The sequence below is a fragment of the Salinispora sp. H7-4 genome, assembly GCF_013416675.1.
Lineage (GTDB): Bacteria > Actinomycetota > Actinomycetes > Mycobacteriales > Micromonosporaceae > Micromonospora > Micromonospora vitiensis.
This window is the reverse complement of record NZ_JABZED010000016.1, coordinates 13,533-36,776: the sequence shown is the minus strand read 5'-3', so window position 1 is coordinate 36,776 and position 23,244 is coordinate 13,533. Positions and strand designations below refer to the sequence as shown.

At 71.8% G+C, this 23,244-nt stretch carries 23 protein-coding genes; 16 read left to right on the top strand and 7 right to left on the bottom strand.

The features are described 5' to 3' along the window. The first annotated feature begins 3 nt into the window (after positions 1 to 3). The 4 genes from priA to hisF all read left to right on the top strand — a co-directional run bounded on the left by priA (position 4) and on the right by hisF (position 3,214). The gene (gene priA / locus H0524_RS11235; RefSeq protein ID WP_180198601.1) at positions 4 to 729 is read left to right on the top strand and encodes a bifunctional 1-(5-phosphoribosyl)-5-((5-phosphoribosylamino)methylideneamino)imidazole-4-carboxamide isomerase/phosphoribosylanthranilate isomerase PriA; all 726 of its coding nucleotides are present in this window, start codon (positions 4 to 6) and stop codon (positions 727 to 729) included. A 146-nt stretch (positions 730 to 875) separates the two neighbouring features. Next, the gene (locus H0524_RS11230; protein WP_180198600.1) at positions 876 to 1,325 is read left to right on the top strand and encodes a MarR family winged helix-turn-helix transcriptional regulator; all 450 of its coding nucleotides are present in this window, start codon (positions 876 to 878) and stop codon (positions 1,323 to 1,325) included. 5 nt (positions 1,326 to 1,330) lie between these two features. Further along, positions 1,331 to 2,335 carry an NADP-dependent oxidoreductase gene (locus H0524_RS11225; protein ID WP_180198599.1) on the top strand — a complete coding sequence of 335 codons (1,005 nt, stop codon included), beginning with the start codon at positions 1,331 to 1,333 and terminating at the stop codon, positions 2,333 to 2,335. A 111-nt stretch (positions 2,336 to 2,446) separates the two neighbouring features. Then, positions 2,447 to 3,214, top strand: a complete 768-nt coding sequence (gene hisF, locus H0524_RS11220) for an imidazole glycerol phosphate synthase subunit HisF (protein ID WP_180198598.1) — start codon at positions 2,447 to 2,449, stop codon at positions 3,212 to 3,214. 126 nt (positions 3,215 to 3,340) lie between these two features. On the opposite strand, the gene H0524_RS11215 is transcribed toward hisF, so the two are convergent. Both H0524_RS11215 and H0524_RS11210 read right to left on the bottom strand, forming a co-directional pair. Beyond that, the gene (locus H0524_RS11215) at positions 3,341 to 3,802 is read right to left on the bottom strand and encodes a hypothetical protein (protein WP_180198597.1); all 462 of its coding nucleotides are present in this window, start codon (positions 3,800 to 3,802) and stop codon (positions 3,341 to 3,343) included. 143 nt (positions 3,803 to 3,945) lie between these two features. Further along, positions 3,946 to 4,587, bottom strand: a complete 642-nt coding sequence (locus H0524_RS11210; RefSeq protein ID WP_180198596.1) for a YitT family protein — start codon at positions 4,585 to 4,587, stop codon at positions 3,946 to 3,948. 60 nt (positions 4,588 to 4,647) lie between these two features. On the opposite strand from H0524_RS11210, the gene H0524_RS11205 reads away from it, so the two are divergent. After that, the gene (locus tag H0524_RS11205; RefSeq protein WP_180198595.1) at positions 4,648 to 6,105 is read left to right on the top strand and encodes a PLP-dependent aminotransferase family protein; all 1,458 of its coding nucleotides are present in this window, start codon (positions 4,648 to 4,650) and stop codon (positions 6,103 to 6,105) included. A 60-nt stretch (positions 6,106 to 6,165) separates the two neighbouring features. Continuing rightward, entirely contained in the window at positions 6,166 to 7,473 is a 1,308-nt protein-coding gene (locus H0524_RS11200) for a low temperature requirement protein A (RefSeq protein ID WP_180198594.1), read from the top strand. A 97-nt stretch (positions 7,474 to 7,570) separates the two neighbouring features. On the opposite strand, the gene H0524_RS11195 is transcribed toward H0524_RS11200, so the two are convergent. Beyond that, positions 7,571 to 8,200 (bottom strand): TIGR03085 family metal-binding protein, encoded by a 630-nt coding sequence (locus H0524_RS11195; RefSeq protein ID WP_180198593.1) that lies wholly within the window; start codon positions 8,198 to 8,200, stop codon positions 7,571 to 7,573. Between the two features lie 128 nt (positions 8,201 to 8,328). Here H0524_RS11195 and H0524_RS11190 point away from each other — a divergent pair, with 128 nt between their 5' ends. Both H0524_RS11190 and H0524_RS11185 read left to right on the top strand, forming a co-directional pair. Further along, positions 8,329 to 10,206: an ABC transporter ATP-binding protein gene (locus tag H0524_RS11190; RefSeq protein ID WP_180198592.1), complete on the top strand. Its 1,878-nt coding sequence runs from the start codon at positions 8,329 to 8,331 to the stop codon at positions 10,204 to 10,206. Between the two features lie 109 nt (positions 10,207 to 10,315). Continuing rightward, entirely contained in the window at positions 10,316 to 12,082 is a 1,767-nt protein-coding gene (locus H0524_RS11185) for an ABC transporter ATP-binding protein (protein ID WP_180198763.1), read from the top strand. A gap of 44 nt (positions 12,083 to 12,126) precedes the next feature. Here the strand turns inward: H0524_RS11185 and H0524_RS11180 are convergent, their stop codons facing one another. The 3 genes from H0524_RS11180 to H0524_RS11170 are packed head-to-tail and all read right to left on the bottom strand — an operon-like array spanning position 12,127 to position 14,284. Beyond that, positions 12,127 to 12,765: a TetR family transcriptional regulator gene (locus H0524_RS11180; protein WP_180198591.1), complete on the bottom strand. Its 639-nt coding sequence runs from the start codon at positions 12,763 to 12,765 to the stop codon at positions 12,127 to 12,129. A 29-nt stretch (positions 12,766 to 12,794) separates the two neighbouring features. After that, positions 12,795 to 13,550, bottom strand: coding sequence for an ABC transporter permease (locus H0524_RS11175; protein ID WP_180198590.1), 756 nt, complete (start codon positions 13,548 to 13,550; stop codon positions 12,795 to 12,797). Continuing rightward, positions 13,547 to 14,284 carry an ABC transporter ATP-binding protein gene (locus H0524_RS11170; RefSeq protein ID WP_180198589.1) on the bottom strand — a complete coding sequence of 246 codons (738 nt, stop codon included), beginning with the start codon at positions 14,282 to 14,284 and terminating at the stop codon, positions 13,547 to 13,549. The genes H0524_RS11175 and H0524_RS11170 overlap by 4 nt, the downstream gene beginning before the upstream one ends. Before the next feature lie 119 nt (positions 14,285 to 14,403). Here H0524_RS11170 and hisI point away from each other — a divergent pair, with 119 nt between their 5' ends. Genes hisI through H0524_RS11155 form a run of 3 tightly spaced genes read left to right on the top strand, consistent with a single transcriptional unit; the run spans position 14,404 to position 16,984 of the window. After that, positions 14,404 to 14,844 carry a phosphoribosyl-AMP cyclohydrolase gene (gene hisI / locus H0524_RS11165; RefSeq protein ID WP_180198588.1) on the top strand — a complete coding sequence of 147 codons (441 nt, stop codon included), beginning with the start codon at positions 14,404 to 14,406 and terminating at the stop codon, positions 14,842 to 14,844. Continuing rightward, positions 14,841 to 16,394, top strand: coding sequence for an anthranilate synthase component I (locus tag H0524_RS11160; RefSeq protein ID WP_018726717.1), 1,554 nt, complete (start codon positions 14,841 to 14,843; stop codon positions 16,392 to 16,394). The genes hisI and H0524_RS11160 overlap by 4 nt, the downstream gene beginning before the upstream one ends. Then, entirely contained in the window at positions 16,391 to 16,984 is a 594-nt protein-coding gene (locus tag H0524_RS11155) for a Trp biosynthesis-associated membrane protein (RefSeq protein WP_180198587.1), read from the top strand. The genes H0524_RS11160 and H0524_RS11155 overlap by 4 nt, the downstream gene beginning before the upstream one ends. A gap of 54 nt (positions 16,985 to 17,038) precedes the next feature. Here the strand turns inward: H0524_RS11155 and H0524_RS11150 are convergent, their stop codons facing one another. Continuing rightward, positions 17,039 to 17,272, bottom strand: a complete 234-nt coding sequence (locus H0524_RS11150) for a hypothetical protein (RefSeq protein ID WP_180198586.1) — start codon at positions 17,270 to 17,272, stop codon at positions 17,039 to 17,041. Between the two features lie 467 nt (positions 17,273 to 17,739). On the opposite strand from H0524_RS11150, the gene trpC reads away from it, so the two are divergent. The 5 genes from trpC to H0524_RS11125 all read left to right on the top strand — a co-directional run bounded on the left by trpC (position 17,740) and on the right by H0524_RS11125 (position 23,066). Beyond that, entirely contained in the window at positions 17,740 to 18,543 is an 804-nt protein-coding gene (trpC, locus tag H0524_RS11145) for an indole-3-glycerol phosphate synthase TrpC (RefSeq protein ID WP_018726714.1), read from the top strand. A 31-nt stretch (positions 18,544 to 18,574) separates the two neighbouring features. Beyond that, complete coding sequence (gene trpB / locus H0524_RS11140; RefSeq protein WP_180198585.1) at positions 18,575 to 19,807, top strand: tryptophan synthase subunit beta; 1,233 nt, start codon at positions 18,575 to 18,577, stop codon at positions 19,805 to 19,807. A 4-nt stretch (positions 19,808 to 19,811) separates the two neighbouring features. Next, complete coding sequence (trpA, locus tag H0524_RS11135) at positions 19,812 to 20,615, top strand: tryptophan synthase subunit alpha (RefSeq protein WP_180198584.1); 804 nt, start codon at positions 19,812 to 19,814, stop codon at positions 20,613 to 20,615. A 139-nt stretch (positions 20,616 to 20,754) separates the two neighbouring features. Beyond that, positions 20,755 to 21,864: a prolipoprotein diacylglyceryl transferase gene (gene lgt / locus H0524_RS11130; RefSeq protein ID WP_180198583.1), complete on the top strand. Its 1,110-nt coding sequence runs from the start codon at positions 20,755 to 20,757 to the stop codon at positions 21,862 to 21,864. Between the two features lie 14 nt (positions 21,865 to 21,878). Continuing rightward, positions 21,879 to 23,066, top strand: a complete 1,188-nt coding sequence (locus H0524_RS11125; protein ID WP_180198582.1) for an NAD(P)/FAD-dependent oxidoreductase — start codon at positions 21,879 to 21,881, stop codon at positions 23,064 to 23,066. Positions 23,067 to 23,244: the final 178 nt, after the last annotated feature.

Below are 23,244 nucleotides of genomic sequence, written 5' to 3'. Positions count from 1 at the left end.
GCTGTGAGCCTCACCCTGTTGCCCGCCGTTGATGTCGCCGACGGGCAAGCGGTCCGGTTGGTGCAGGGCGCCGCCGGTAGCGAGACCAGCTACGGTGATCCCTTCGACGCCGCGTTGGCCTGGCAGCGGGACGGGGCGGAGTGGATTCACCTGGTTGACCTGGATGCGGCCTTCGGCCGGGGCTCCAACGCGGAGCTGCTCGCCGAGGTGGTGCGTCGCCTGGACGTGCGGGTGGAGCTCTCCGGTGGAGTCCGGGACGACGCGTCGTTGCGGGCCGCGCTGGCAACCGGGGCCGCTCGGGTCAATATCGGCACCGCCGCGCTGGAGGACCCCGAGTGGTGCGATCGGATCTGCGGCGAGTACGGCGACCGGGTGGCGATCGGCCTCGACGTGCGCGGGCAGACCCTTTCCGCCCGGGGCTGGACCCGGGACGGCGGCGACCTGTGGGAGGTGCTGGCGCGGCTGGACCGGGCCGGCGCGTCCCGGTACGTGGTCACCGATATCACCAAGGACGGCACGATGCGCGGGCCGAACCTGGAGCTGCTTCGGGAGGTCTGCGCCCGCACCAGCGCTCCGGTGATCGCGTCCGGTGGTGTCTCGACCCTGGCCGATCTGCGTGCGCTGGCCGCCCTGGAGTCGGTCGGGGTGGAGGGGGTCATCGCCGGTAAGGCGCTGTATGCGGGTGCCTTCACGGTGGCCGAGGCGTTGCGGACACTGGCCGACGCCTGATCTCATCGCGGCGTCCCTGCCGCGCAGCCGCCCGCCGGTTTCGTTGGCCCGGTCTGTCGACCCTCGTGCCGGTGGTTGCGGAGCCAGGAGGGTGGGTTGCCCGCAGTTTAGTTGTGCACAACTAAACTGCGGGCTACGCTTCTCTGGTGACCGATGATCTGGTGCTGCGGCGGCAGGTGTGCTTCGCGCTCTACACCGCATCGCGTGCCATGGTCGATGTCTACCGGCCCATCCTCGCCGAGTTCGGGCTGACCTATCCGCAGTATCTCGTGCTGCTGGTGCTCTGGGAGGGCGAGCAGGAGCAGCTGCCGACGGTCTCCGGCCTCGGCGCCCGGCTGCAGCTGGACTCCGGAACGCTCTCTCCCCTGCTCAAGCGGCTGGAGGCGGCGGGCCTGGTGGTCCGGCGGCGGTCGACGGCCGATGAGCGACGGGTGGCGGTGGAGCTGACCCCGGCGGGGCGGGCCCTGCGGGGGCGGATGGCCGACGTTCCCCGCCAGCTGGCCCAGGCGACCGGGCTCAGCGCGGACGATCTCGTCGTCCTACGCGACACCCTCACTCGGATCACCAGCACGATCCACCAACACAAGGAGCAGTAGCGACCATGAGCAAGACCGCCAACCGTGAGATCCAGCTGGCCTCGCGGCCGCAGGGTTGGCCAACCGAGGAGAACTTCCGGTTGGTCTCCACCGACATCCCCACCCCGGGGCCAGGGCAGATCGTGGTGCAGAACACCTTTATCTCCGTCGATCCGTACATGCGGGGGCGGATGAATGACGTCGCCTCCTACGTACCGCCGTTCGCGCTGGACGCGCCGCTCGACGGTGGGGCGGTCGGTGCGGTGGTGGCGAGCGAGGCCGACGGCTTCGCCCTCGGCGACACGGTGTTCCACTCGCTCGGCTGGCGGGAGTACGCGCTGTTGGACGCAGCGACCGTCCGGAAGGTCGACCCGGCCCTCGCCCCGGTCAGTACGTACCTCGGGGTGCTGGGAATGACCGGGCTCACCGCCTACGCCGGGCTGCTCGAGGTCGCCGCGATGCAGCCGGGGGAGACCGTCTTCGTCTCCGGTGCGGCCGGTGCGGTGGGGAGCATGGTTGGTCAGATCGCCAAACTTCGCGGCGCCGGCCGGGTGGTCGGCAGCGCCGGCTCGCCGGCCAAGGTCGAGCGGCTGCGGGCGCTCGGCTTCGACGCCGCCTTCGACTACCACGACGGCCCGGTGCTGGAGTCGCTGCGCGCCGCCGCGCCGGACGGGATCGACGTCTACTTCGACAATGTGGGTGGCGAGCACCTGGAGGCGGCGATCGGTGCGATGCGGCCGAACGGTCGGGCCGCGATCTGCGGGATGATCGCGCAGTACAACGCGGCCGAGCCGCCGGCTGCCCCGCGTAACCTGACGATGATCATCAGCAAGCGGCTCACCCTGCGCGGTTTCATCGTCTCCGACTACGGACAGTTGGGCAAGCAGTTCGCCGAGGAGGTCGGCGGCTGGCTGCGCGACGGGAAGCTCAGCTACGACGAGACGATCATTGACGGCATCGAGAACGCCCCGGCGGCCTTCCTGGGCATGCTCCGCGGCGAGAACCTCGGCAAGATGCTGGTCCGGGTGTGAGCCGGGATCCCGCCGCGCCTCGGCGGTAGGGCAGACCTTCTGCAACGCGATCCGCCGGTGGCCGGCCGCACACGACGACCACCGGCGGATCGCGTTGGCTAGGCTGGCGACATGTCCCTGGCCGTACGCGTGATTCCCTGCCTTGACGTGGACGCCGGGCGGGTGGTCAAGGGCGTCAACTTCCGCAACCTGCGGGACGCCGGTGACCCGGTGGAGCGGGCCGCGGCGTACCACCGGGCCGGCGCTGACGAGCTGACGTTCCTGGATGTCACCGCCTCGGTGAGCGACCGCGGCACGATGCTGGACGTGGTCCGCCGTACCGCGGAGTCAGTCTTTATTCCGCTCACCGTCGGTGGTGGGGTGCGGCAGGTCAGTGATGTTGACGCGCTGCTGCGCGCGGGTGCGGACAAGGTCGGTGTGAACACCGCCGCGATCACCCGCCCCGAGCTGATCGCTGAGGTCGCGGAGCGGTTCGGCCGGCAGGTACTGGTGCTCTCCCTCGACGTGCGGCGCGCCTCCGCTGGCGCCACCACCAGCGGGTTCGAGGTGACCACACACGGCGGCCGGCGTGGCGCCGGCATCGATGCCATCGACTGGGCGCGGCGCGCCGCGGAGCTGGGCGCGGGTGAGATCCTGCTCAACTCGATGGATGCCGACGGCACCAAAGCCGGGTTTGACCTGGAGCTGATTCGCGCGGTGCGGGCGGTGGTGAACGTGCCGGTGGTCGCCAGCGGGGGCGCGGGGGAGGCGGGTCACTTCCCGCCGGCGATTGACGCCGGGGCCGATGCGGTACTCGCCGCGAGCGTCTTCCACTTCGGTCAACTCACCGTAGGTGAAGTCAAGGACGCGCTGCGCGAGGGCGGTCACCCGGTCTGCTGACCCGCCTCGCCGGCAGGTGCGCGGGCTGCGCGGCCACCGAATCGGACTGGGTGAAGGCACCGGTCAGTGGGCTGGCCATGCCGGTCAGTGGGTGGGCTGCGCCGGTCAGTGGGTGGGCTGCGCGGGTCAGTCCCGGCGGGCGTGGTTCTTGGGAGATTGTCGCCCCGCCGGGATGGAACGTACCGCGTACTCCTGGACCGCCGCCGCGTGCTCGGCTTCGTCCAGCTGCCAGTCCGCGTCACCCGGGGTGTGTCGGCGGCTCAACACGCCCTGCACGGTGTCGACTGTGGTGGCCAGGCCGGCGTGGGGACGGGTGCGCCAGAGCTGTTCGCCCTCCGGTGTGATTCGGAACCAGCCGTCGGTGACACTGACCAGGCCGGTGCCGACCAACCGGCGGACCGCCACCTCGACCTCCTGCCGGTCGGGGATCGCGCGGTTGAGGTGGTCGGCGGTGGAGAGAACATCGGTGAGCCGGACCCCTAACGGCCGGCGGCTGGATGCCGCGCGACGGTGCCGGCCGGCACCGTGTGCGATCACCAACGAAACGAAGATCCAGGCGTCCGTCCACTGCCATTGCTTCTCCCCCATGGCCAGATTGTGCCGACCCCGCGCTGGAAAGGAAACACCTCCTCCCATTGGGCTACAACGGGTCGTCCTTTGCGTCGCTAGCGGTGAGCCGGACAGCCGCTGGGGGTCGGGCGGGACGGGAACGGTGCGCGGGAGCACACGGCTCAACCGGGAGCCAGGACCGGGGCGGGGTTGGGCGGAGGAGGGACCGTCACGCGGGGCAGCACGAACTGGGTCAGCGGGCCGATGGTCAGGGCATACGCCACCGTGCCGGGGCCGACCGCGCCGCCGAGCAGCCAGCCCAGCCCCAGTACGGCGACCTCGATGGTGGTGCGGACGAGCCGGATCGAGAATCGTGGCCGGCGGGCGACGAAGCCGGTCATCAGGCCGTCGCGGGGGCCGGGTCCGAGCCGGGTGCCGAGATAGAGTCCGCTCGCCGTGCCGTTGGCGACGATCCCGCCGACGAGTAGGGCGGTTCGGGTGGCGAGTGGCAGGTCCGCCGGTAGCAGGGCGAGGGTGGCGTCCACCACGAGCCCGACCACCACCACGTTGCTGACCGTGCCGAGGCCCGGCCGCTGCCGTAGCGGGATCCACAGCAGCAGCACCAGCGCCCCGACCGCGATGGTCACCGTGCCGAAGGAGAGCCCGGTGTGCCCGGCGATCCCTTGGTGGAAGACGTCCCAGGGGTCCAGGCCGAGGCCGGAGCGGATCAACAGGGCCATGCTCACGCCATAGAGGCCGAGCCCAGCGTAGAGCTGGGTCAGCCGTCGCGCGGGCCGGTAGCTGAGATTGCCAATCTGTTGCACGGATGCCAATCTAGTAACCAGTCAGGCAACCAGTAGAGCCAATTTTGGTGGAGTGGCCCCATGGCGAGTCAAATCCGCGGAAACCAATTAACCCGGCTGCTCGGCCAGTGGCATGCGCTCCCCGGTCGCCGGCGCAGCCCCGACTACGCGGCACTGGCCGCCGCCGTCCGGGGGCTGCTCGCCGACGGGCGGCTTCCGCTGGGCTCCCGCCTGCCGGCCGAGCGCGAGCTGGCCGAGGCGCTCCGGATCAGCCGCACCACGGTCACCGCGGCGTATCGGGAACTCCGGGACAGCGGCCACCTCGCCAGCCGGCGAGGTGCCGGCAGCTGGACCATGCTCCCCGGCAACCATCAGATGGCGGGGAGCGGCCTGTGGACTCCGCTGGACGATCGCGAGATGCTCGATCTTGGAGTCGCGGCCCTGGCCGCCCCGCCTGAGCTGCTGCCCGCCGCCCAGGCCGCCGCCGCGGACCTGCCCCGCTATCTGGGTGGGGCGGGCTACCACCCGACCGGCATCAGCGAACTGCGGGCAGCCGTCGCCCGCACGTACGACGAACGGGGCCTGCCCACCTCACCCGAGCAGGTTATGGTCACCAACGGCACGCAGCACGCCCTGGACCTGGTGCTTCGTCTCACCCACAGTCCGGGCGGCAGCGTCCTGGTGGAGGCGCCCAGCTACCCGAACGCCCTGGCCGCGCTGCACGCCCGGCGGGCCCGCATCAACACCCACGGACTCGCCCCGGATTCTCCCGGTTGGGACGCTGAGCTCCTGCTCGGTGCCCTCCGTCAGGGGCGACCCAAGCTGGCCTACCTGATCCCCGACTTTCAGAACCCGACCGGCCATCTGATGTCGGCCCAGTTGCGGGAGCGCGTGGTCGCCACCGCTCACGCCGTCGGTTCCGAACTGGTGATCGATGAGTCCTTTGTGGACCTGTCTCTGGTCGGTGGAGTGATGCCTCCGCCCACGGCCAGCTTCGACCGACACTCCCGGGTGCTCACCGTCGGGGGGATGAGCAAGGCGTACTGGGGCGGGCTGCGGATCGGCTGGATCCGTGCCTCCGCGCCACAGGTGCAGCGGCTCGCCGCCGTCCGAGTCGGGGTGGACATGGCGAGTCCGGTACTGGACCAGCTGGTCGCCGTCCACCTACTGGCGCAGCGGCCGGCGATCGTGGCGGCCCGGCGAGCCCAGCTCACCGCCCAGCGGGACGTCCTGCTCGGTGCCCTCGCCGAGTGCCTGCCCGAGTGGCGGGTGACCCTACCGCACGGCGGAGTCACCCTCTGGGCGGAGCTCGACGGTCCGGTGTCCAGCGCACTCGCCCGCGCCGCCGAGCAGGCGGGCGTACGCCTCGCCCCCGGCCCCCGGTTTGGTCTGGACGGGACGCTGGAGCGCTTCCTGCGGTTGCCGTTCACCCTGCCCGAAGCGGAGTTGGTGGAGGCGGTTAACCGGATCGCCGCCGTCCGCTACGACCTGGACCGCGGCGGCCGGCCGCAGTGGTCGGAGCCGGCGGTCATCGCCTGAACCGGGTAGCGCCGGCGGAAGTCGCCCGCGGCGGGGCGGACCCGCTGGGAGACTGGCCGGGTGGAGCGCGAGAACCGGGTCCGCTGGTCGCCGGCGGTTCGGCCGGGAGCGCCCGGCTCCCGGACCACGCGGCTCGAGCTCTTCTACGATCTGGTCTTCGTCTTCGCGTTTCTGAACGTCACCGAGCTGGCCGCCACCGACCTCAGCGTGCCCGTCCTCCTGCGGTCTCTGCTGGTGCTGGCATTGCTCTGGTGGTGCTGGGTGGGCTTCGCCGCCCTCGGCAACGTGGTCCGCGTTGATCAGGGCAGCGTCCCGCTGGTCGGGTTCGTCACCACGGCCGCGGTCTTCGTACTCGCGCTGAGTAGCCCGTCGGCGTTCGTGGCGATGCCCGAGGGCCTGGCCGGTCCATTACTCTTCGCGGCCTGCTACTGCCTCGTGCGGGTGCTCCAGGTCGGTGTCTTCGGCTGGGTGGCGCGGTCAAACCCGAAATTGCGACGGCGCTGGCTGCTGCTGCTCGCGCCGGCGCTGACCGCCACCGCCCTGTTGGTCGCCGCCGCGTTGGTGCCGCAGCACCTTGCCGAGGGGGACGCCGAGCGGCTGCTCCGGCTCACGTTCTGGATCGCCGCGATCGGTGTCGAGTACGGCGCCGGCCTGGGAGTGCGGGGGACGGTGACCTCCGCCGCGCACTGGGCGGAACGGTACGGCCTGATCGTGTTGATCGCCCTGGGGGAGTCGATCATTTCGTTGGGGCTCGGACCGAACCTGGCTGCCGACCGCCTGCCGTTGACCGCGCCGGTTGTGCTGGCGGCGGTGGTGGGTATCGCCATCATCGCCGTGCTGTGGTGGGCGTACTTCGACAGTCTCGCGGTCGGGATGGAGCACGCCCTGTACCGGACCCAGGACCCGGATGCGCGGCGCAGACTCGCCCGCTACGCCTACACCTATCTGCATCTGCCGCTGGTCGCGGGGATCATCCTGTTCGCCCTGGCCCTGAAGCGGCTGCTGCATGACCTGGCGGATCCGCAGACGCCGGCCTGGGGGGTGCCCCTGCCGGTCATCGAGGCACTGAGCCTCTACGGCGGTGTGATCATCTACCTGGTCACCCTGATCGCGTTGGGCGCCGTGGCACCCCGCAAACTCCGCTGGCCGCCGATCACCGCGGTCGTGCTGCTTCTCCCCCTGATTCCGCTGTCCCACCGGCTGCCGGGTCTACTCGCCCTGGTGTTGCTGTCGGCGGTGTGCCTGTTGCTGTTGATCGTGCAGTACGTCGTGGACGCGCCGAACCGGCATCAGATCCGTGGGACGGCGCTGCGGGAGCAGCTGGCAACCGAGGCCAGGCAGGACGAGTGGCGCGACCAGAATCTGTGACCATCATCATAACGCCGGCCCGGACGGCGGGACACTCCCGCCGTCCGGCCCCGGTTCCGGCGCGGCTGGCCGATGGCACGTTTCGACCGCGGTCGTCTCACAGCCCCAACCGGGCGTCGCGCAGCCGGTCGGCCGGCCCCGCCGGACCGTCGAGCTGCACCCGCGCCGCCCGTTGCCGTCCGCTCAGGAAGAGCACCAGCTCACCGGGGGCACCCACCAACCGGAGCTGCTCGCCACCCCGACCCGCGGCTCGTTGCCCGTACCCCGGGGCCTGGACCAGCACCTCGGCTGGGAAGCGGCGCAGCGTCAGCCGGGCCAGCCCCGCTGCCCGCTGCCACAGCGCCTGTTGCAGCCCCGCCGCCAGGTCGCGGGGCTGCCAGTCAGCTTGTGCCCGGCGAACGTCCTCGTGGTGGATGAAGAATTCCATCGTGTTGACCGCACCGTCGAGCAGTGGATTGCTGATCGGGCTCCACACCGGCGGCCGGCGTACCTGGTCAACCAGGCTTTCCCAGGGGCGGGCGGCGATCTGTTGGCGGACCCGCTCGGCGTACCTGCGCAGCGGCGGCAACAGGATGCCGCCGGCGGCGTCCGGGCGGCGTTCCCGCAGCACCAGGTGTGCGGCGAGGTCCCGGGTGGTCCACCCTGCGTTGAGCGTCGGTGCGTCCGGTCCCAGCGTCTGCATAAGGTCGGCGAGCGTCTTCCGCTCCGATTGGGCGTACTGCGGCATGCCCTGATGGTAGGCCCAGCGCGCCTGGCGAGCCCGATCGCACGCATCGGGTGCCCGCCGGAGTCGGCAGACCCGGTTCCAGCGGGTAAGGATGGGAGAGATAATAGCGACTTACGGCGGGGGAGAACGTGGCGAGCGGGACGAGTCGGGACGTGCTCTGGCGAGGGCTGGTCGTCCTCGGCCGGGCGATTCGGGAACAACCCAGGATCTTCGCGGTCGCGGCGAGCTCCAGTGTGCTCTTCGGTCTGCTGGTCGTCACCAGCGCATTCGTGGTGGGCGCGGTGGTCGGCGACGTGGTCGTACCGGCGATCGCCGAGGGCTCGGTGCCCACCGCTGCGCTCGGCCTGGCCGCCGCCGCGCTGTTCGGGCTCAGCGTGCTGCGGGTGGTCGCCATCCTCGGCCGCCGCCTCGGGGCCGGCTACATGCAGTTTCGGCTCCAGGCCGCCTACCGCCGCCGGGTCACCCGCCGCTATCTCGACCTACCGCTCTCCTGGCACCAGCGCAACGCCACCGGCACGCTGCTGTCCAACGCGAACTCCGATGTCGAGGCCGCCTGGCACCCGGTGGCCCCGCTGCCCTTCGCCGTGGGCACACTGGTGATGCTGGTCGGTGCGGTGATCTCGCTCTTCGTCACCGACTGGGCGCTCGCCCTGGTCGGGTTGGGTGTCTTCCCGGCGCTCTTCGCGCTCAATGTCGTCTACTCCCGCCGGATGGCACCCCGGCAGGCCCGGGCCCAGCGGCTGCGGGCCGAGGTCAGCGGCATCGCCCACGAGAGCTTCGACGGCGCGCTGGTGGTCAAGACGATGGGCCGGGAGGCGCAGGAGACCGAGCGGTTCGCCGCCCGGGCCCGCGACCTGCGGGACGCGCTGGTGTCCGTGGGGCGGCTACGCGGCGTCTTCGATCCCATGCTGGAGACCCTGCCCGGCCTCGGGACGCTCGCCGTGCTGGTGGTCGGCACCCTCCGGTTGCGGCAGGGCGCGATCAGCGTGGCCGAGCTGGTCAGCGTCGCGTTCCTCTTCACCGTGCTGGCGTTCCCGGTCCGGGCGATCGGCTGGGTCCTGGCCGAGCTGCCGCGCAGCGTCGCCGGCTGGGAGCGGGTCCGGCGGGTACTCGATGCCACCGGCAAGATGCCGTACGGCCCGATGACGTTCGACTCCGCCGACGCCGGCCCGGCAACGCTCGCCTTCCGCGACGTCCACTTCGCGTACGAGCCGGCCGAGGCGCACCTGCCCGGAGCCGAGGTGCTGGGTGAGGTCGGGTTCACCGTGCCGGCGGGGCGGACGGTCGCCCTGGTCGGGCCGACCGGCGCGGGGAAGTCCACCATCACCTCGCTCGCTGTTCGGTTGGTCGACCCGCGGGCGGGCGCCGTCGAGATCGACGGGATGGACGTACGCGACCTCACCGCGGACTCGCTGGCCCGTACCGTCGCGCTCGTCGCGCAGGTGCCGTTCGTCTTTGACGACTCGGTGCGGGCGAACATCACCCTGGACCGGCCCGGCCTCGGTGATGACCACGTCTGGGCGGCGTTGCGGTTGGCGGGGGCGGATGGCTTCGTCGCCGCTCTCCCGGAGGGCCTGGATACCCGGGTCGGCGAGCGGGGCACGTCGCTGTCCGGGGGCCAGCGGCAGCGGCTAACTCTGGCCCGAGCCCTCGTCGGTCGGCCGCGTCTGTTGGTGCTGGATGACGCGACCAGTGCGGTCGATCCGCGGGTGGAGGCGGCGATCCTGGCCGGGCTGCGCGCCGCGGAGCCGGGGAGCGCGGCGACGTCGATCCTCGTGGTCGCCTACCGGCGGGCGACCATCGCCCTCGCCGACGAGGTGGTCTACCTGGAGCACGGGCGGGTGGTGGCCCGGGGCACGCACACCGACCTGCTCGCCACCGTGCCCGGCTACGCCGACCTGGTCACCGCCTACGAGCAGGCCGACGAGGAGCAGACCAAGCAGCAGGGGTACGACGAGGTCCCGCCGCCGCTGACAACCGGCCTCGAACTGGAGGTGGATCGGTGAGCTTGCGAGCCCCGCAGTCGCGAGCGAAAGGTGGACTGGTGAGTGCGAGGAGTGAGCTTGCGAGCCCCGCAGTCGCGAGCGAAAAGGTGGACCAGTGAGTAGTGGCACCGTGGCGCCGGAGGTGGCGGCTGAGTCGACCTGGCGGACGCTGCGGCGGGGCTTGGCGCTCTCCCCGGAGCTGCGGGTCGGGTTGGCGGGCACGCTCGGCCTGGCGCTGGTCTACATGGTCGGTCGGGCAGCCGTACCGGTGGCGGTGCAGCAGGGGATCGACAATGGTATCGCCGGCGGTCTCCGTCTGGATGTGGTCTGGACGGTGGTGACCGTCACCACGGCGGTGCTCGTGGTGACCACGACCTGTGGCTATTTCATGATGCGACGGTTGTTCACGGTCAGCGAGACGGCCCTCTCCAACGTTCGGGTTCGGGCCTTCCGACACGTTCACGACCTGTCGATGCTGCACCAGCAGTCCGAGCGGCGTGGGTCGTTGGTGTCCCGGGTGACCAGCGACGTCGACCAGATCACCCAGTTCCTCCAGTGGGGCGGTGTGATCCTGCTGATCAACCTCGGTCAGCTGGTGGTCACCACCGGGGTCATGCTCGCGTACTCCTGGCAGCTGACCCTGGTGGTGTACGCGGCGTTCGGCCCGGCGGTGTTCGTGATCCGGCTGATCCAGCGGCGGCTCGCCGGCGCGTACGGGGTGGTGCGGCAGCGCACCGGCGCGCTGCTCGGCGCGATCGGCGAGAGCGTGGTGGGTGCGTCGGTGATCCGGGCGTACGGCATTTCCGGGCGGACCGCGCGCCGGCTGGACGAGGCGATCGACAACCAGCGGCGGGCCCAGCAGCGGGCTATCCGGATCAGCATCCTGGGTAGCTCGGTCGGGGAGATCGCGGCCGGGTTGGCGTTGGCCGGCGTGGTGGTGCTGGGAGTGCTGCTCGGCGCTGACCGTACGTTGAGCGTCGGTGAGGTGACCGCGTTCCTGTTCCTGGTGACCCTCTTCGTGCAGCCGGTGCAGATCGCCACCGAGGTGCTCAACGAGGCGCAGAACGCGATCGCCGGCTGGCGACGGGTCCTCGACGTGTTGGATGTCGAGCCTGATGTCGCGGATCCCGGTGAGTCGGGGCGGGAGCTTCCGCCGGGTCCGCTGGACATCCGCTTCGTCGGGGTGGACTTCGCCTATCCGGGCGGTACGCCGGTGCTGCACGACATCTCGGTGGAGATTCCGGCGAAGAGCCGGGTGGCGGTGGTCGGCGAGACCGGCAGCGGGAAGACGACGTTCGCGAAGTTGCTCACTCGGCTGATGGATCCGACCGAGGGGGACGTGCTGCTCTCCGGGATGTCGTTGCGGGAGGTGCGGTTCGGCTCGCTGCGTTCGCGGGTGGTGATGGTCCCGCAGGACGGGTTCCTCTTCGACGCCACGGTCGCGGAGAACATCCGTTTCGCCCGGCCGGACCTCACCGACGAGCAGCTCGCCGCCACCTTCGTGGAGCTGGGGCTGGCGGACTGGGCGGACAGTCTCCCGGCGGGCCTGGACACCCCGGTGGGGGAGCGCGGTGAGGCGTTGAGTGTGGGCGAGCGGCAGCTGGTCGCGCTCGCCCGCGCGTACGTCGCCGACCCGGATCTGCTGGTGCTCGACGAGGCCACCAGCGCGGTCGATCCGGCGACCGAGGTGCGTCTGCAGCGCACCCTGGACGCGGTGACCCGGGGCCGGACCACGCTCGCCATCGCGCACCGGCTCTCCACGGCACAGGCCGCCGACGAGGTGATCGTGGTGGATCGCGGGCGGATCGTGCAGCGGGGTGCGCACGAGGAACTGGTCCGCGACCCGGAATCGGTGTACGGGCAGCTCTACGCCTCGTGGCTGGAGCAGACCCGGTGACTGCGGCGGGGCGGGTCCCCCTCAGCCCTCCGGCGGGTCGGCCCTCAGCCCTGCGCCGGGGGTGACTCAGCTCCGCCAGCGGGGTGCCAGCCCTCCAGCGGGGCGGTGAGATAGCGCTGCATGGTGGGGCCGACGGAGCCGATGAGAGTTTCGGGGGCAGCGCTGGCGATCGGCTCGAGCCGGAGCACGTGGCGCGCCATCGCCAGGCCGAAGAGTTGGCTGGCCACCAGCGACCCGCGCAGCGGTGCCTGCGCCGGGTCCACGTCGAGGTGGTCGAGGACCGGGCGCAGTACCCGCGTGGTGAGGAATTCGCGCAGCAGCCGAGCGGTCCACTCGTTGCTGACCGCCGAGCGCAGCAGCGCCACCGCGGGGGTACCGGCGGGGGAGTCCCAGATGCCGAGGAAGGCGCGGACCAGCCGTTCCCCGATCTGGTCCGGGTCCCCGGCGAGTACGGTCGGCACCACCTCGGCCGGGTCGGCGGGGGCGTTCATCGCGGCGAGGAAGAGCTTGTCCTTACTGCCGAAGTAGTGGTGTACCAGCGCCGGGTCCACGCTGGCGGTGGCGGCGATGGCACGGATGGAGGCATGGTCGAAGCCCCGTTCGGCGAAGGTGGTCCGGGCCGCCGCCAGGATCGTCGCCCGGGTGTCCGGGTTGCCGGGTCGCCGTCCGATCCGTCGTACCATCGTCGCCCTTCGCTCGTCGCCGTCGCCGGTCAGCCGCTGCGTCGTCGCAGGGTGGCGGCGGCGAGTACCAGTGCCAGCACCGCGGCGCCGCCCACGATCGCAAGGTCGCGCCACATCGTTGCGGTCGGTTCGGCGTTCGAGCCGACTTCCTGCAACGCCTCGACCGAGTACGACAGGGGCAGGACGTCGCTGACCGCCTGTAGCCAGCCGGCCATCTCGCCGCGGGGGACGAAGAGCCCGCAGAGCAGCAGCTGTGGGGCGACCACGACGGGCATGAACTGTACGGCCTGGAACTCGGTTCGGGCGAAGGCGCTGCAGAGGAGCCCGAGCGCGACGGCGAGCACGGCGTTGACCGCCGCGATCAGGATGACCAGCCCGCTGCTACCGGCGGTGTCGAGATCGAACAGCCGGTAGGCCACCACGGCGGCGACCGCCGCCTGCACCACGGCGGCCAGGCCGAACGCGATGCCGTACCCGAAGAGCAGGTCGAGTTTGCCCAGTGGGGTGGTGAGTAGCCGTTCCAGCGTGCCGCTGGTGCGTTCGCGCAGCATGGCGATGCTGGTCACCAGGAACATGATGATGAAGGGGAAGAACCCCAGCAGCACCAGCGCGATCCGATCGAACGGCGCCGGCTGGCCCGGCGGTGTCGGCTGGTCGACGTACATGTAGTAGACCACGGTGAGCAGCGCCGCGGGCACGACCACGAGCAGCGCGACCGTGCGCCGGTCGTGGCGCAGTTGGCGCAGGATGCGACCGGTGGTGGCGGCGAGGATCCGGGGATTCACGATGCCTCCTGCCCGGCCGTGCCGGCCTCGCCTGCCTGGATCATTCGTAGGAACGCCTCCTCCAGGTCGTGCACGCCGGTAGCCGCGCGTACTGCCGCTGGTGTCTCGTTCGCGATCAGCCGCCCTTCGCGAATCAGCAGGAGTCGGTCGCAGCGGGCGGCCTCGTCCATCACGTGGCTGGAGATGAGCAGGGTGGTGCCGGCCGCGGCCAGTGCGTGGAACCGGGCCCAGAGCTCCGCTCGCAGCACCGGATCCTGACCGACGGTCGGCTCGTCGAGTACGAGCAGCTCGGGGTCGCCGACCAGCGTGCAGGCCAGTGCGGCGCGGCTGCGCTGGCCGCCGGAGAGGGTGGCGACCAGCTGGCCGGCGGCTGCCCGCAGCCCGACGTCGGCCACGGCCTGGTCGGCCTGGGCGGCGCCCTTCCCCTGTAGGGCGGCGAAGTAGCGGGCGTTTTCCCGGACGGTCAGGTCCGCGTAGACGCTCGGCGTCTGGGTCAGGTAGCCGACTCGGCGGCGTAGCGGTGCGGCGCCGGCCGGGTGACCCAGGACGGTGACCGCGCCAGCGGTGACGACCTGCACCCCGACCAGTGCCCGCAGGAGCGTGGTCTTTCCGCTGCCGCTCGGCCCGAGCAGGCCGGTCACCGTCCCGCACGGCACGGTGGCGTTGATTCCGGACAGCACCCGTCGCCCGCCCCGGTCGACAACCAGGTCACGAAGGGCGATGGCGTCCTGCATCGCGCACCTCCGGGTAAAAGATCGACTGTTTAAACTCAACGGTAGTTGAATTATGCGGGGTGAGCAAGGCACACGGGTGCCGTGCCACCCGCCGGTCGGGTACCGGAGAATGGGTGACTATGCCCGTACCTGACGCGCCGTCGCCCGGCGCCCTGCCCGGCTCGGACCCCAGCGGCGGTCCGGCCCGGCCGTCCCACCTGGACCCGGCCATCGCCGCGCGCCTGCGCCGTACGGCGGACGGGCTCCTCGCCGCGGTGGTCCGCCAGTACGGCTCCGCCGAGGTGCTGATGGTCGCCTGGATGGACGACGAGGCGCTACATCGGACGCTGACCACCGGCCGGGCCACCTACTGGTCCCGTAGTCGCGGCGAGTACTGGGTCAAGGGTGCGACCTCCGGACACCACCAGTACGTCCGCGCGGTCGCCCTCGACTGTGACGGCGACGCCCTGCTGGTCGATGTCGATCAGGTCGGCCCGGCGTGTCACACCGGCCGGCGAAGCTGCTTCCACACCGACCTGCCGGTCACCGGCGGATCCGGCGAACGGCGGGCCCGGTCATGACCGACGGCACCGTCCGCCCGGACGAGACGAGCTTCGCCGAGCAGGCCGCCGGGAGGCGGGTCGTGCCGGTCACCCGGCGGCTGCTCGCCGACGCGGAGACGCCGGTCGGCGTCTACCGCAAGCTGGCCGGCGGTCCGGGCACCTTCCTCCTCGAATCCGCCGAGCAGGGCGTCGGTTCAACCGGCATGACCTGGTCCCGGTACTCCTTCATCGGGGTCCGCAGCGCGGCCACCCTGACCGAACGCGATGGCGTCGCGGCGTGGACGGGGCAGCCGCCGGCGGGGCTACCCACGGCCGGCGACCCGGTCGCGGTGCTTCGGGACACCGTCGCCGCCCTCGCCGGGCCACCTCCCGATGACACCGTCGGGCTGCCGCCGCTGACCGGCGGCATGGTCGGCTACCTCGGGTACGACCTGGTCCGGCACTTCGAGCGGCTGCCCGAGCGCACCGAGGACGACCTCGGCTTGCCCGCGCTGGGAATGATGCTCGCCACAGATCTGGTGGTGCTCGACCACTACGACGGCTCGGCGCTCCTGGTGGCCAACGCCGTCCTGCCACCGCCTCAGGCACCGGATCGGGCGGCGGCGGTAGCCGCCGCGTACCACCACGCGGTCGGGCGACTGGACGCGATGACCGCCGCGCTGTCCCGGCCGATCCCGCCGATGGCCTCCACCGTTGGCGCAGCGCCCGTCGGGGACGTGAGCTGCCGTACGCCCAAGGGCAGTTACCAGAAGGCGGTGGTGGCGGCCAAGGAGGCGATCAGCGCCGGCGAGTGCTTCCAGATCGTGCTGTCGCAGCGCTTCGAACGGGCGACCGACGCCGACCCGCTCGACGTGTACCGGGTGCTGCGGACCACCAACCCCAGCCCGTACATGTACCTGCTGCGTTTTGACGGCTTCGACATCGTCGGTTCGTCTCCCGAGGCGCACCTGAAGGTGGCCACCGAGGTGGACGGAGAGCGGCGCGCCCTGTTGCACCCGATCGCCGGCACCCGGCCGCGCGGCAGCTCGCCGGAGGCCGACGCCCAGCTCGCCGCCGAACTCCTCGCCGACCCCAAGGAGCGCTCGGAGCACGTGATGCTGGTGGATCTGGGCCGCAACGACCTGGGGCGGGTCTGCCGGCCCGGCACGGTCGAGGTACCCGAGTTCGCCACGATCGAGCGGTACAGCCATGTGATGCACATTGTCTCCACGGTGGTCGGTGTACTCGCCGAGGACCGCACCGCCTTCGACGCGCTCGTCGCGACTTTCCCGGCGGGCACTCTCTCCGGTGCCCCCAAGGTGCGGGCGATGGAGTTGATCGAGGAGTTGGAGCCGGTACGGCGTGGTCTCTACGGCGGCACCGTCGGCTATCTCGGCTTCGGCGGTGACCTCGACATGGCGATCGCGATCCGTACCGCGCTGATCCACGGTGGGCGCGCCCACGTGCAGGCCGGTGCGGGCGTGGTGGCGGATTCGGACCCGGCCGCCGAGGAGCAGGAGACGCGGAACAAGGCGGCCGCCGTGCTGGCCGCCATCGCCGCGGCCGAGACCCTGCGCGCGGCCCGGTGAGCGCCGGGGACGGGGCCGGTCCGGGGCGCGGCGGGGACGGGGCCGGTCCGGGGCGGCACCGGACCGGCCGGCGGGAACTGCGCTACGCGGTGCTCCTCGGGGTGGCCGGAGCCGGCCTCTCGATCTGGGCGGTGAGCCGGGCCTGGGTGGTCGAGCTGGCACCCCGCCCGGCCCCGTTGCCACCGGTCCGGGTCGCCCGCACCGGCGCGCAACTGCTGCCCTGGCTGCCCGCGCTGGCCCTGGTCACCCTCGCCGGGTGGGGCGCGGTGCTGGCCACCCGGGGGCGGGTACGGCGGCTCCTGGGCGGTGTGCTGACCGGGCTCGCGGTGGCGGTGGCCGCCGGTGGCGGGTATGGCCTGGTCGCGGGATTCAGCGGCGAGATCAGTCGGCAGTGGCCGCTGCTCTGCCTGCTCGGTGGCGGGTGCGCTGCGGCCGCCGGTGTGCTGACCGCCCTCCGGGGGGACCGGTGGTCGGCGATGGGCGCGCGATACGAGCGGTCGGCGGGGGCGGCAACCGGCCCGGTGTCAGGCCGGAGCCCCAGGGACGCGTGGGACGCGTTGGATCGGGGTGCGGATCCGACGGACGACTGACGCCGCCCGCCGATCGCTGACGCCGCCCGCTGCCGGTCCGGCTGTCCCGCCGACTCAGCCCATCGGCCGCGGGCCGCGGTTCGTGGTGAACTCGGCGACGATCCGGTCCAATTCGGCCCGCTGGTCGGCGCGGGCCTGGTCGGCGCAGACGGCTTCCCACGCATTGCCCCGTGCGGTGCGCGTCTGTGCCTCGCCGACCACGGCGCGTTCGAGTGTGTGCACCACGCCGACGGCGAGCGAGGCGACCGTACGGGAGATGGTGGTGAGGCCGATGCTCTCAGTGCTCATGATCAATCCCGGAGATCGTTGGGTGGCGCGGGCGGATGCCGAACCGAGTCTGCCCGAGAGGAATGCTCATCGACTCACGTTTCGTCGGGGTGTCCGCCGGGTCAACTCTGACTCCGCGGCGCTGACCTGGGCAGAGCCCGCTGGCCTTGAGCTTGCTCACAGCTCTGCCCCGGGCTGCCGGCCGGTGGTTCGCCGGCCGGATAGCATCACATCAATACCCAGGATGACGGCGGTCGACGATCGTCGGCCACGACCCACGACCGGGAGGTGATGGCTGTGTGTGAGCTCGCCTTCACTGGAAGTTGGGCATTATGCCGCAAGCCGATTCGTGAGGAGCGCCATACCCCCGGCAGCCGGCATCGGTTACGCCGCCTAGCATCGGTCCATGACGCCCGGAGAGGGGAGCGTTGGTGACTGCGGAGTATGCGCACGCGGGAGGGAGCGACGCCGGTTCGGCGAAGCCCAGCGTGCTCGACGAGATTCTGGCCGGAGTGCGCGAGGACGTGGCTCGGCGGCAGGACCAGGTCCCGCTGGAGCGCATTCGAGAACTGGCCGCCGCCGCCCCGCCGCCGCTGGATGCGTATGCGGCCCTGCGTCGGCCCGGCGTGGCGGTGGTCGCCGAGGTGAAGCGTTCCTCGCCGTCCAAGGGACGGTTGGCGGAGATCGCTGACCCTTCCGACCTGGCCAGCGAGTACGCCGCCGGTGGTGCCCGGGCGATCAGCGTACTCACCGAGGGGCGCTGGTTCGGTGGTTCGCTGGATGACCTCGCCGCCGTCCGGGCCGCGGTGGATGTTCCGGTGCTGCGGAAGGACTTCGTGGTCTCCAGCTACCAGGTGCATGAGGCGCGGGCGCACGGCGCCGACCTGGTGCTGCTGATCGTGGCGGCGTTGGAGCAGAAGGTGCTGGTCGGCCTGCTGGAGCGGATCGAGTCGCTGGGCATGACCGCCCTGGTCGAGGTGCACGACGAGGAGGAGGCGGACCGGGCGTTGGAGGCCGGCGCCCAGGTGATCGGAGTGAACGCGCGCGACCTGCGTACCTTGGAGGTCGACCGCTCGGTTTTCGAGCGGATCGCGCCCGGCCTGCCCAGCAGCGTTGTCAAGATCGCGGAGTCGGGGGTGCGCGGGCCGCACGATCTCATCCGGTACGCGTCGGCCGGTGCCGACGCGGTCTTGGTCGGCGAGGGCCTGGTTACCCAGAAGAGCCCCCGGGAGGCGGTGGCCGAGCTGGTCAACGCCGGTAATCACCCGGCGACACCCCGTCCGGTGCGCTGAGCGCGCGCTGGTCAGAACGAAGGGAGCCGCGATGAGCGTCGACACGCCCGCCGCGACCGGCCGATACCCGGACGCCGCCGGTCACTTCGGCCGGTTTGGCGGCCGGTTCGTCCCCGAGGCCCTGGTGGCCGCCCTGGACGAGCTCGACGACGCCTGGCGTACCGCGATCGGGGACGAGTCGTTCCAGACCGAGTTCGCCGCCCTGCTCCGCGACTACGCCGGCGCCCCCTCGTTGCTCTACCCCGCCCGGCGTCTCTCCGCCAAGATCGGCGCACAGGTGCTGTTGAAGCGGGAGGACCTCAACCACACCGGGGCGCACAAGGTGCGCAACGTGCTCGGCCAGGCGCTGCTGACGAAGCGGATGGGCAAGCGGCGCGTTATCGCCGAGACCGGCGCCGGCCAGCACGGGGTGGCCACCGCCACCGCTGCCGCCCTGTTCGATCTCGAATGCGTGGTCTACATGGGTGCGGTGGACACCCAACGGCAGGCGCTGAACGTGGCGCGCATGCGGATGCTGGGCGCCACCGTGGTGCCGGTCACCACCGGTTCCCGCACCCTCAAGGATGCGATGAACGAGGCGATGCGGGACTGGGTTGCCAACGTCGAGGGCACCCACTACCTGATCGGTACGGCGGCCGGCCCGCACCCCTTCCCCGCCCTGGTCCGCGACTTCGTCCGCGGCATCGGCGACGAGGCCCGCCAGCAGTGCCTTGACCTGGTCGGTACGCTGCCCGACGCGGTCACCGCCTGCGTCGGCGGCGGCTCCAACGCGCTCGGTGTCTTCCACGCCTTCGTTGCCGACCCGAGCGTTCGCCTGTACGGCTTCGAAGCCGGCGGGGACGGGCCGGCGACCGGCCGGCACGCGGCCAGCATTACCGGTGGCTCGTCGGGCGTGCTGCACGGGACCCGGACCTACGTGCTGCAGGACGCCGATGGGCAGACCGTCGAGTCGCACTCGATCTCGGCCGGGTTGGACTACCCGGGCGTCGGGCCGGAGCACGCCTGGCTGCACGACACCGGCCGGGCGACGTACCGGCCGGTGAACGACGCCGACGCGATGGCCGCCTTCGAGCTGCTCTGCCGTACCGAGGGCATCATCCCTGCGATCGAGAGCTCCCACGCGCTGGCCGGCACGGCCGCGATCGCCCCGGAACTCGCCGCCGAGCTGGGCCGGGAGCCGGTCGTGGTGGTCAATCTCTCCGGCCGTGGTGACAAGGACGTGCACACCGCCGGGGAGTACTTCGGCGTCCTCGACAAGGAGTGACAGCGTGAGTCGCATCGGGGTTGCGTTCGACCGGGCTCGGGCCGAGGGCCGGGCCGTCCTCGTCGGCTGTATGCCCGCCGGGTTCCCGACCGTCGAGGGCAGCATCGCCGCGATGACCGCCATGGTCGAAGCGGGCGTGGACGTCATCGAGGTGGAGATTCCGTACTCCGACCCGGTGATGGACGGTCCGGTGATCCAACGGGCCAGTGACATCGCCCTGGCCGGCGGGGTCCGGGTCGCCGACACGCTACGTATCGTCGACGCGGTCGCCGCCACCGGCGCGCCCGTGGTGACGATGACCTACTGGAACCCGATCGAGCAGTACGGCGTTGACGCCTTCGCCCGGGACCTCGCCGCGGCGGGTGGCACCGGGCTGATCACGCCCGACCTGATTCCCGACGAGGCGCAGGAGTGGCTGGCCGCCTCCGACGCGTACGGGCTGGACCGGACCTTCCTCGTCTCGCCCTCCTCGACTGACGCCCGACTGCAGATGACCGTCGAGCATTGCCGGGGATTCGTGTACGCGACCGCGCTCATGGGGGTCACCGGGGCCCGGGCGCGGGCTTCGGCGGCGGCCCCGGTGCTGGTGTCCCGGGTCCGGGCGGTTACCGACCTGCCGGTCGGCATCGGCCTCGGGATTGGCACCGGGGAACAGGCCGGTATGGCGGCCGGGTTCGCCGATGGGGTCATCGTCGGCAGTGCCCTGATCCGTTGCCTGCTCGATGCCGCGAGCCTGCCGGCGGGGCTGAAGGCCCTGCGTGAGCTGAGCACCGAACTCGCCGCGGGCGTCCGGACCCCGGCCTCCTGACGCCCGTCCCGGGCCACCGGCCCGGCCTCCCGGAGCCGCCCGTCCCGGGGCCACCGGCCCGGCACTCCGGAGATGAGCGCCACGGGTCGCGTGGGCCGGGGTGCCACGGCGGGGCCGAACGGCGGTAGCCTGTGCACTCGTGACCCTCGCCTCGCAGACCCCTTTGGCGGCCCTGCCCAGTCCGACCACCGCGGTGTGGCAGCTGGGCCCGGTGCCGATCCGTGCGTACGCGCTTTGCATCCTCCTCGGCATAGTGGTGGCCTGTTGGGTCACCGAGCGGCGGCTGCGCCAGCGCGGGGTGGCGCCGGGGGCGGTGCTCGACATCGCCGTCTGGGCGGTGCCGGCCGGCATCATCGGCGCCCGCATCTACCACGTCATCTCCTCACCAGAGAAGTACTTCGGCACCGGTGGCGATCCGCTCAAGGTCTTCGCCATCTGGGAGGGAGGTCTCGGCATCTGGGGTGCGGTGGCCGGTGGCGCGCTTGGTGCCTGGTATGCCGCCCGTCAGCTTGGTATTCCGCTCACGGTGGTGGCGGATGCTCTCGCCCCGGGACTGCCGCTGGCCCAGGCGATCGGGCGGCTCGGCAACTGGTTCAACAACGAGCTCTACGGTGGGCGCACCACACTGCCCTGGGGCCTGGAGATCCACCGGATGGACCAGGAGACGGGCCAGGCCCTGCGCGACGACGCCGGGACACCCATCCTCGAGGCGGGGCTCTACCATCCGACCTTCGCCTATGAGGCGCTGTGGAACCTGGGTGTGGTCGCCCTCGTCCTCCTCCTCGACCGGCGACTGAAGCTGGGCCGCGGCCGGGCCTTCGCGCTCTACGTGCTGGGCTACACGGCCGGCCGGTTCTGGATCGAGATGATCCGCACCGACGAGGCGAACACGATCCTCGGCGTACGGCTGAACGTCTGGACCGCGGCGGTGGTCTTCCTCGGTGCGTTGATCTACTTCCTGCGGGCGCGCGGACCGCGCGAGTACCTGATTCCGATCCGCGAGGTTCCGGCGTCCGCCCCCGAGTCCGACGTGTCGCAGGTCGACCTCTCCGCTCGCGAGGCGAGTGCCCAGCCGGCGGCGCCGGAGGGCTACCAGGTGGTTGACGAGGAGCAGTTCCGGCACTGGCAGGAGACGGGGGAGGCGCCGCTGGGGCCGGAGACGGGGCCGGAGGCCGGGGGCTCCGGTGACGATCCGCCCACCGACCAGCCGGCGAATGCCGCCCGGCCCGCCGACCAGCGCGACAGCTGAGCGAGGAGGGCCGCATGCGTAGCGCGGTCGTGGTCGGCGCCGGTGTCGGTGGCCTTGCGGTCGCGGGCGCGTTGGCGCGCTCCGGCTGGCAGGTCACGCTGGTCGAGCGAGCCGACCGGATCCGTCCGGAACCCACCGCGGTGATGCTCTGGCCCAACGGGGTACGCGCACTGCGCGCCCTCGGCCTCGGGGCCGGGCTCGACGCGATCGCCACCCCGCTGTCGAACAGTGGGGTGCGCCGACCCGACGGCCACCAGTTGGTGCGGCCCCGTCCGGTCCCGGCGGACCGAAGCCCGGTCGTGGTGCACCAGGAGGACCTGCACGATGCGCTCATCGCCGGGCTGGGCGACGGTGTGGAGTTGCGGACCGGCGTGACCCTCCGTTCGGTTCGCGCGGAGCCGGGCGCCCGCCCGTCGGTCGGTGACGGCCGGCACACCTACGAGGCGGACCTGGTGGTCGCCGCCGACGGCCTCGACAGCGTGGCGCGGGCGCAGCTCGCACCGGAGGCGGCGGTGGTCAGTTGTGGCTCGGCCGCGTGGCGGGCGGTGATCCCGTGGTACCGGGCGCCCCAACTCCCCGCCGACCTGCCGCCGACCGGGGAGATCCTCGGTGCGGGGTACCGCTTCATCTACGTGGCGCTGGGCGAACGGGGCTCGTCCGGGGCCTCCAGCCGCGGCGGGATCTACTGGGTGGCCACCGCCGCCGGTGCGCCCCGGCCGGAGTCGCCGGAGACCCAGCTCGCCCTGCTGCGTCGCTGGTACGCCGGCTGGCCCGCCCCCATCGCCGAGCTGCTCGACGCCACCGACCCGGCCGACCTGGTCCAGCGGGAGATCCGCGAACTGCGCCCGCTGCCCCGCACGTACGGCTTCCCCACCGGTCCGGGTGGGGCGGTGCTGCTCGGTGACGCCGCGCACGGCATGCCCCCGCACCTGGGGCAGGGGGCCTGCCTCGCCTTCGAGGACGCCGCCACCCTGGCCGCGCTGCTCCGGGAGTCCCGGTTGCCGGACGCGGTCGTCGCCTACGACCGGACCCGACGGCCCCGGGTGGCGGCGACGGTCCGGCAGACCCGACGGATGTCGGCGGTGCTCCAGGCCCGGGGCCGGCTTGCGCTTCGGGCCCGCGACGCCGTCCTCGGCGCCCTCACCCCCCGGCTGCTGGGCAGCGCCGGCACGACCGCCGACGAGTGGCATCCGCCGTCCTGACCAGCTCCGGATCGGCGGGAAGACGGCCGAGGGGTGGGGTGGTAATGGGAGCTTCTTTCTCACACTCTGGAAGGTGTGATCAATCTGCACTGGCCTTGGGTGGCCCCCCCTAACGTAGACTCAAATGACCCTTGAGGGCCGACGTCGTCCCGACCAAGATTCAGCCTGAGTGACGACA